Annotated in this window: 5 protein-coding genes and 1 pseudogene; 5 read left to right on the plus strand and 1 reads right to left on the minus strand. The window is 74.3% G+C overall.

Features of this window, described 5'->3' with window-relative positions; all coding sequences use genetic code 11:
• Nucleotides 1–2: 2 nt before the first annotated feature.
• Nucleotides 3–1,010, minus strand: a complete 1,008-nt coding sequence (locus AC0680_RS13445; protein ID WP_478627793.1) for an alpha/beta hydrolase — start codon at nt 1,008–1,010, stop codon at nt 3–5.
• A gap of 166 nt (nt 1,011–1,176) precedes the next feature.
• Here AC0680_RS13445 and AC0680_RS13450 point away from each other — a divergent pair.
• The 5 genes and pseudogenes from AC0680_RS13450 (at nt 1,177) to AC0680_RS13470 (ending at nt 8,691) form a co-directional block, all read left to right on the plus strand.
• Nucleotides 1,177–3,064: pseudogene (locus AC0680_RS13450) on the plus strand (serine/threonine-protein kinase).
• Nucleotides 3,065–3,263: 199 nt separating this feature from the next.
• Complete coding sequence (gene mqnC, locus AC0680_RS13455) at nt 3,264–4,463, plus strand: cyclic dehypoxanthinyl futalosine synthase (RefSeq protein ID WP_478627795.1); 1,200 nt, start codon at nt 3,264–3,266, stop codon at nt 4,461–4,463.
• 7 nt (nt 4,464–4,470) lie between these two features.
• Complete coding sequence (locus tag AC0680_RS13460) at nt 4,471–5,052, plus strand: hypothetical protein (protein WP_478627797.1); 582 nt, start codon at nt 4,471–4,473, stop codon at nt 5,050–5,052.
• Nucleotides 5,053–5,333: 281 nt separating this feature from the next.
• Entirely contained in the window at nt 5,334–6,032 is a 699-nt protein-coding gene (locus tag AC0680_RS13465) for a demethylmenaquinone methyltransferase (protein ID WP_384486122.1), read from the plus strand.
• Between the two features lie 244 nt (nt 6,033–6,276).
• Nucleotides 6,277–8,691, plus strand: coding sequence for a hypothetical protein (locus AC0680_RS13470; RefSeq protein ID WP_478627801.1), 2,415 nt, complete (start codon nt 6,277–6,279; stop codon nt 8,689–8,691).
• The last annotated feature ends 158 nt before the right edge of the window (nt 8,692–8,849 follow it).

Raw genomic sequence — 8,849 nt, forward strand, 5'->3', positions numbered from 1 at the left:
GGTCAGTCCGTCGGTGTGGGGCCGAGCAGGAGCCTGCTGACGGCCTCCAGGCTCGCGTCCCGCATGCCCCGGATGTAGCCCTTGGCGTTGTGGCCGCCGTCCTGGATGACGTGCAGGTCGGCGGTGATCGGGCCCTTGGCGTACCGGCGGATGAAGCGCTCCAGGTTGGCCCGGCCGCCTTCCTCGGTGCCTATCTGGAACTGGAGGTGGACGGGCGGGGCGTCGGGGCGGCGGACGAGGCGGGCGGCGAGCCGCTCGGGGTCGTTCGCCCGCTTCTCCTTCTCGTGGCCGCGCCACAGGGGGGAGTCCGGGCGGGTGTCCGGGCCGCTGGCGATCACCGCCCGGAAGCGGTCCGGGTGCTGCAGTACCTGCTTGAGGCCGGCGAAACCGCCGGACGAGGAGCCCATGAACGCCCAGCCGTCGCGGCTGGGGAAGGTCCGGAAGGTGGCCCTGACCAGGTCGGGGACATCGTCGGAGAGCCAACTGCCCATCTTCGGCTGCCCCGGTATGTCACTGCCGTCGTAGTAGTGGCGGCGGTCGGGGTTGAGGACCGGCATGACGACGATGAAGGGCTTGCTGCGGCCCAGCGCGGTCAGGTCGGTGAGGGTGCGCTGCAGGTCGAGGTCGGTGCGCATCCAGTAGTTCGTCGGGTAGCCGCGGCCGCCGGGCAGCGCGATCAGGACCGGGAACGCGCTGTGGCGGTAGCGCTCCTCGTAGTACTCCTTGGGCGCCCAGGCCCACACCTTCCCGGTGAAGCCGGACTTCTTCCCGTGGAGCGTCGTCACGCCGATCCTGGTGCCGTCGGCGAGGGTGTCGGCCGTACGGAACGGCGGCTGCGGGCCGGCCAGCGGGCGGCCGAAGGACATCGGCCGGCCGGTGTCGGGGAAGACGTTCCCGTATTTGACGACGGGGAAGGCGCCGAGCCCCAGGGCCGTGATGATCGCGCCGATGAGGAGCGCCCGTTTCCTTGTGAAGAGGAGCGCCCGTTTCCTTGTCCTGCGGATGTGCACGGGCTCGTTCTCTCCGGACGGTCACGCTGCCGCTGGGCAGGCCTGCCGCTGGAGGCAGGAAGGGCGAGTTACTCCCTGTTTGACGGGGAAAGTGGGGGAGCGGGTTCACGGGGCCGGGCATGACATGGGTCATAAGCTGGGTGCGCCGTATCGAGGGGGAGGCGCTATGGAGCCGCTGGCGGGGAACGACCCACGGGTCCTGGGCGGATACCGGCTGCTGGGCCGGCTCGGCGCGGGCGGGATGGGCCGGGTCTACCTCGGGCGCAGCGCGGGCGGGCGGACGGTCGCCGTCAAGGTCGTCCATGCGCATTTCGCGGTCGACGACGAGTTCCGGGCCCGCTTCCGGCGGGAGATCGAGTCGGCGCGGAGGGTGGGCGGCGCCTGGACCGCGCCGGTGCTGGACGCCGACCCGGACGCCGAGGTTCCCTGGATCGCCACCGGCTATGTCGCCGGCCCCTCGCTCGCGCAGGCCGTCGCCGATGTCGGGCCGCTGGCCGAGCACTCCGTACGGGTTTTGGGCGCCGGGCTGGCCGAGGCGCTGGCCGCGGTGCATGCGCTCGGGCTGGTGCACCGGGACGTCAAGCCGTCCAATGTGCTGCTGACGCTGGACGGGCCGCTGCTGATCGACTTCGGTATCGCGCGGGCCACGGAGGGCACGGCCTCGCTCACCTCTACGGGGGTCTCGGTGGGGTCGCCCGGCTACATGGCGCCCGAACAGATCCTCGGCAAGAAGGCCGGGGGCGCCGCCGACGTCTTCTCGCTCGGCGCGGTGCTGGCCTTCGCGGCGACCGGTGCCAGCCCGTTCCCGGGTGACTCCTCCGCCGCGCTGCTCTACAAGGTCGTCCACGAGGAGCCGGAGCTCGGCCCGGGGCTCACCGGTGAGCTGCGGGAGCTGGTGGCCTCCTGTCTCGCGAAGAACCCCGCGGACCGCCCCGCCCCCGAAGCGCTGGCGGCCCGTCTCGCGGGGGAGGGCAGTGGCGGCGCGGCGGGACTGGTGCGGGCCGGCTGGCTGCCCGGCCCGCTGGTGGAGCGGGTCAGCCGGCAGGCGGTGGAGCTGCTGAACCTCGATGCGGGGGAGGGGGCGGGCGCGGACCCGAGGACGGGGGCGGTGGCCGGGGCGGGCGTGCCGGGTGTGGTGCCCGGTGGGGCGTTCGGGCCGCCGGATCCCTCGTACGGGGCGGCCGGCGGGGTCGCGTCCGGCGGCGTCACGTCCGACGGATCGGGCGGGGCGGCGTCCGGTGGGACGGCGTCGGGGCTGGTGCCCTTCGACGCGCAGGCCCAGGCCGAGGGCGCCTCGGGGATCTCCGTCCAGGTGCCCGCCCAGCCGCCCGGCCCCCCGCCGCGGCCCGCGTCCTGGCCGGCCGCCGCCGGTCAGGCGGCGCCACCGGGGCCCGTCCACCCCCCCGACCGCCCCCGGTATCGCCGACCTGCCAACCGGGGCTGCGTCACCCGCCGCGCCCAAGGAGCGGCGGATCGCGCTGACCGGTGCGGTGGCGGGCAGGGACCGGCCGCGGCGGGTGAGTTGCACGCTGGTGCTGTCGGTGGCCGGGGCGCTGGCCGCCGCGACGACGGCGGCGTTCGTCTTCCGCCTGCTGCCGGGGACGGGCTCGGACGCCGACGCCGGACCGCAGACCGGCGCCAAGCCGCCGGCCGACGGCTCGCCCACGGCCGGTCCGACCGATCCCGCGGACCCCGGAGGCGAACCCACCGTCGCCAAGCCGTTCCTGGGCACCTGGACCGGCAGCATCACCACGGCGCACGGGATCCCCAACGGCACGATGACCAGCACCATCGAGCCCGGCGGCAAGGGCGACTACGTCATCCACACGGTCTACGACGCGGTACTGGTGCGCTGCGAGGCCAAGGCGAAGCTGGAGTCGGCCACCGCCGGCCGGCTGGTGCTCGTCGAGCGCCCGGACGGCAAGCAGGGGCCGGGCTGTACGGGCAACCAGTCCCGGGTGACGTACACCCTCGGCAAGGGGGGCGCCACGATCGCGTTCACCTCGGACGACGACGCGGGCGGCACGCCGAAGGCGACGCTGACCAAGCGCTGACCAAGCGCTGACCGAGCGCTGACCAAGCGCTGACCGCGGGCCGGACAGGCGCCGGACGAATGCCGGACGAACGCCGACCAACGCCGGCCGAGTGCCGGGCCGGGCGACGAGGCCGCGTGGCCCGGCCGCCAGCGAGGCTGTCGGACCCCTGACGTACGCTGGTTCAGTCGTGATGCCCGCCTGCGAAAGGGACGCCCCGGTGACCGAGAACGCCGACCTCCAGTCCGTACTCGACCGCGCCGCCCAGGGCGGCCGCATCACGCCGGAGGAAGCGCTCGACCTGTACCGCTCCGCGCCGCTGCACGCGCTGGGCCGCGCCGCCGACGCGATCCGCCGCCGCCGCTACGCCGGCACCGAGCACATCGCGACGTACATCATCGAACGCAACATCAACTACACCAACGTGTGCGTGACGGCCTGCAAGTTCTGCGCCTTCTACGCCCCGCCCAAGGACACCGCCAAGGGCTGGACCCGCGACCTCGACGACATCCTGCGCCGCTGCGCGGAGACCGTCGAACTGGGCGGCACCCAGATCATGTTCCAGGGCGGCCACCACCCGGACTACGGCGTCGAGTACTACGAGAAGCACTTCTCCGCCATCAAGAAGGCCTTCCCGCAGCTGGTCATCCACTCCCTCGGTGCGTCCGAGGTCGAGCACATGGCCCGGATCTCCGAGGTGTCGGTCGAGGAGGCCATCGAGCGCATCCACGCCGCGGGGCTGGACTCCTTCGCGGGCGCCGGCGCCGAACTCCTCCCGGCCCGCCCCCGCAAGGCCATCGCGCCGCTGAAGGAGTCCGGCGAGCGCTGGCTGGAGATCATGGAGACGGCCCACGGGCTGGGTGTGGAGTCGACGTCCACGATGCTGATGGGCACCGGCGAGACCAACGCCGAGCGGATCGAGCATCTGCGGATGATCCGCGACGTCCAGGACCGTACGGGCGGCTTCCGCGCCTTCATCCCGTACACCTACCAGCCGGAGAACAACCACCTCAAGGGCCGGACGCAGGCCACCCTCTTCGAGTACCTGCGCATGATCGCCATCGCCCGGATCTTCTTCGACAACATCGCGCACATCCAGGGCTCGTGGCTGACCACCGGCAAGGAGATCGGCCAGCTGTCGCTGCACTACGGCGCGGACGACCTCGGCTCGATCATGCTGGAGGAGAACGTGGTCTCCTCGGCCGGTGCCAAGCACCGCTCCAACCGCATGGAGATCATCGACCTGATCCGCAAGGCGGGCCGGGTCCCGGCGCAGCGCGCCACGACCTATGAGCACCTGGTCGTCCACGACGACCCGGCCAACGACCCCGTCGACGACAAGGTCGTCTCGCATCTGTCCTCGACGGCCATCGAGGGCGGCACGGCCCACCCGGAACTGAAGCTCGTCGAGGCGAACTGAGCCGCCGGTGCTGACACTTCACCGTGTGCGGGGGGTCCGGCTCGTGCACGACGGAGAGTTGGCCGAAGGGCACGCGGTCGTCGTGGACGGCGCCCGCCTCGCCGCCATCGGCCCGTACGAGGAGCTGCTGGCGGCCTACGCGCCCGCTGCGCAGGCGGAGCCGGCGGCCGGGGGCGGGGTGCGCATCCGCGAGTGGGACGGCGTACTGACCCCCGGGCGCTACGAACCGGACGGCGCCGCGCTGCTGGAGGCCGCCTACCACCCCGACCCGCGCGAGGCCGACGAGTTGGGCGGCGAGCCGATCACGGGCGAGGCGCTCGCGGCCCTCGACATGACCGACGCCCGCTGGGGCGCCAGCGCCCGCCGCGGGCTGCAGCGCCTGCTGGCCGCCGGAACGACCGCGCTGACCGGTCCGTTCAGCCGGCCCGTGGTCCGCACGGCCGTCAAGCGGTCCGGGCTCGCGGAGCTGCCGGGCCCCCGTACCCGCGCGCTGACCGTCGGCGGCCCGGCCGACTTCGCCGTCTTCGCGGCGGACGGCAGCGCGCTGGCCACGGTCCTCGCCGGCCGCCTGGTCCACCGCCGCCGCTGATCGCGGTCCCGCCGCGGCCGGGCCCGTCAAGGCACCGTCAACGCGCCCCCGTCGCACGTCAGGGCGGCGTCAACACAAGCGGAACGAGATATTCCCGACGGCATGATCGTTGTCGCGGGGACGGCCGGCGCCGGCCGCTCGCGATGCCCTGCGCACCGCTGGAGCGCCCGGATGTTCTGAGGGGGGCAGCCGGCCGTCCCCGACCAGACCTCCGGCGCCCTCGGGCCCGCCGGGCCGTGCCCGGTGCGGGTCGCCGCGGGCGCACGGTGGACAATGGCCGGGTGACCCGAGCATCCCTGGACAAGCAGCCGCACGAAGTCGCCGCGATGTTCGACGACGTGGCGGCACGGTACGACCTCACCAACGACGTGCTCTCCCTGGGGCAGGCGCGGCTGTGGCGCAAGGAGGTGGACCGCGCGGTGGCCGCCCGGCCCGCCGAGCGGGTGCTCGACCTCGCGGCCGGCACCGGCACCTCCTCGCTGCCGTTCGCCCGCACCGGTGCGCACGTCGTGCCGTGCGACTTCTCCGTCGGCATGCTGAGGGAGGGCAAGAAGCGGCATCCGTGGCTGCCGTTCACCGCCGGTGACGGGACCCGGCTGCCGTTCGCGGACGATGTGTTCGACGCCGTGACCATCTCCTTCGGGCTGCGCAACATCCAGGACACCGATGCCGCGCTGGCGGAGCTGTACCGGGTCACCAAGCCCGGCGGCCGGGTCGTGATCTGCGAGTTCAGCGAGCCGACCTGGGCGCCGTTCCGGACGGTCTACACCGAGTACCTGATGCGTGCGCTGCCGCCGGTCGCCCGCGCGGTCAGCAGCAACCCGGACGCCTACGTCTACCTGGCCGAGTCCATCCGCACCTGGCCCAACCAGCCCGAACTCGCCGCCAGGCTGCAGGGCGTGGGCTGGACCAAGGTCGCCTGGCGCAATCTGACGGGCGGGATCGTGGCGCTGCACCGGGGGACGAAGCCGACGGGCTGAGGCGGGGCCGGGGGCCGCGGCGCCCGGGGCCGGCGGGATTCGGCGTCGCTCGGACCGGTTCGGACTCGCTTGGGTAACTCCGCATCACCGGGCGCGCACCGACGGGAACCATGCGTGGGGCAGTGATGTCCCTACGTTCGCCCGCGGTAGCTGTTCGCGCTGCCCCTTGATCTTCCCGGAGTCCGCTTTGTCGTCGTTCTGCCCGGACTGTGGTTCTGCCTCGCCACCCGAGGCACGCTTTTGCATGGGCTGCGGCCGGGAGCGGCAGGCCGCCGCGCCTCCTGCCCCGGACGGACCGCCGCCTCCACCGCGGCCACCGGTCCCGGGGCAGCCGCCGGCCCCCGCCGCGCCGCCCGGCCCTCCCGCGTACGCCGCGCCCGCGCAGCCCTCGGCCGCGGGCGCCCTGCTCGCCCGCACGGTGCGGGGCGACTGGAAAGCGGCGGCCAAGATCGCCGCCGGGCCGACGCTGCTGCTGCTGGTACTGGCCTCGGTGCTGGCGATGTTCTTCTCGGACGACGCGCACTCGGGCGGGCTCGGCTGGGGCGTACGGATGCGGATCGCGCTGGCGCTGCTGCTGCAGAGCGTCGGCGGCTCGGTCACCCTCGCCGGAGACGCCGGTGCGTCCCTGGGGCCGTTCGGCGAGGGGCTCTCGGGTGAGGCCACGCTGTCGCTGGTGCCGCTCGTGGTCACCATGGCCTGGGCGGGCCTGCTGGCGGCGGCCGCCCGCCGGTTCGCCACCGCCGCCGGGGCACCCATGGCGGGGCCGGCGGCCGGCGCCCGGACCGCCGTGCTGGAGACCGTACTGCGGGTGGCCGCGCTCTGCGGCGCCGGCACCTTCGCCCTGGGCCTGCTGGCCCAGCCCTCCTACAGCGGCGTGGAGTTGTCGTCCGCGCCGTTCCTCGCGCTGCTGTGGTCCTTCCTGCTGGCGGCCGCGGTGTGCGGCGCCGCGGTGGGGCGCGGCGAGGCGGGGGCCTGGCTCGCCGCCCGGCCCGCCTGGCGGATCGCCCTCGGGGCGCTGCGCACCGCGCTGCTCGCGCTGCTGGCCGTCGTCGTCCTGGCAGGCGTGGTCGCCGTCGTGGTGCTGCTGACCAACGCCAAGGACCTCGACGGCGGCGGGGTCGTCGCGGCGCTGGTGCTGCTGCCCAACATCGGTGCGCTGGCGCTCGCGATGGCCTGGGGCGCGCCGGTCAACGCCGAGTGGAACCTCCCCGCCATCCCGTTCCTGGATTCCGGCCGGCAGTCGGTCGGCTACGGCGAGCTGAGCCATCTGGGCGGCGGCTGGGTGCTGTTCGGTGTGCTGGCCGGCGGTCTGGTCGGTGCGCTGCTGGTCGGCTTCCTGGTCGTACGGCGCAGCGCCGACCGCCGCGAGGCGCTGCTGTCCGCGGGCTTCTTCGTCGTCTCGCTGGTGCTGCTGGTGCTGGTCGCGGGCGCGAGCGTGAGCGCGACGTTCCGTGCCGGGAGCGGTGACGGATACGGCTACGGGGACGGCTACGGCGGTGGTTACGGGAGCGGGTACGGCGGCCGCCTCGCCGGTGCGCACGGCGAACTCGCCGCGGGCGGGGCCGAGACGCTGCTGTTCGCGCTGCTGTGGACGTTCGGCGCGGTGCTGGTCGTGCCGTACCTGCTGCGGATGGTGGGGCGCGGTGGCGGGCCGGCCGCACCGGCGCCCGGCGCGTACGGCGTCGCCCCGGCAGCCCCGTACGGTGCCCCGGGTGCCGCCCCGACCGCGCCCATGGCGGCCGCTCCGTCCGTTCCGGCGGAGGCCGCCCCGGGCGCCACTCCCGCCGCTCCCGCACAGGCCGCCCCGGCCACCCCCCACCCCCCTGCGCCTGCCGCGCCCGCGCCCTCGGCGCCCGCTCCCGCCCCGCCCACCCCCACCGCGCCCGATCTGCCGCTCGTGCAGTCCGGGCCGGACCCGGCGCCGGAGCCGCCCAGACCCCGTCGCCGTGCACTGAAGTGGCTGGCGCTGGCGCTGGCCGCGTTCCTGGTCGGCGGCGGGGCGACGGCCGGTGCGCTGTACGTCACCAAGCACCGCGGCGGCGACAACCAGAGCGCCGACCACGGCGAGGACAAGAAGGCCGACAAGCCGGCCCCGGCAACGAGCGCACCGCCCGCGCAGGGCCCGTCCGCGACCCCGACCCCCTCGCCCGGCGCCACCGCGAGCGGAGAGCCGACCGGCACCCCCACGGACCGGGCCACCGCGGGCCTGCCCTCCGGCTTCGTCCAGAAGTACGACCCCAACGGCTTCTCGGTCGCCGTGCGGCACGACTGGAAGCGGGAGCCCAAGGGCACCCAGACCGACTACAAGGCTCCGGTCGGCAAGCAGTACCTGCGCATCGGCGTGATCGCCAACGCCCCGCAGTCCTCCTACGACAACTTCCTGACCATGGAGAAGGGCGCCGAGAAGCGGACGAACTACCAGCGCATGGAGCTGAAGCGGAACACCTTCCAAGGCAGCCCGGGCGCCCGCTGGGAGTTCACCTACGTCAACGACACGGGGAACACCGTCCACGCCGTCGACCAGGCCTATCTCGCCGCCGACGGCACCGAGTACAGCATCTACTACGAGTGCCTGGAGGCGCTGTACGAGCCGGAGACCGACAAGATCTTCAGCACGGCGCTCGCCACCTGGTCCGTCAGCGACGTGGACGTCGACTAGGCGCGGACCGACCTCGACCAGGGGCGGACCAGGGGGCGTTCCCCCCGTCCGCGTGGGACGCGGGGGGGGGGGGGGGGGGGGGGGGGGGGGGGGGGGGGGGGGGGGGGGGGGGGTGTTTGGGGGGGGGGGGGGGGGGGGGGAGGGAACAAGGCCAAGCC

It is taken from the genome of Streptomyces sp. NPDC043738, assembly GCF_056436545.1.

Bases quoted from the DNA above. Each gene is read 5' to 3' on its own strand.
- AC0680_RS13470 (WP_478627801.1), top strand. From the start codon at position 6,277: ATGGGCTGCGGCCGGGAGCGGCAGGCCGCCGCGCCTCCTGCCCCGGAC.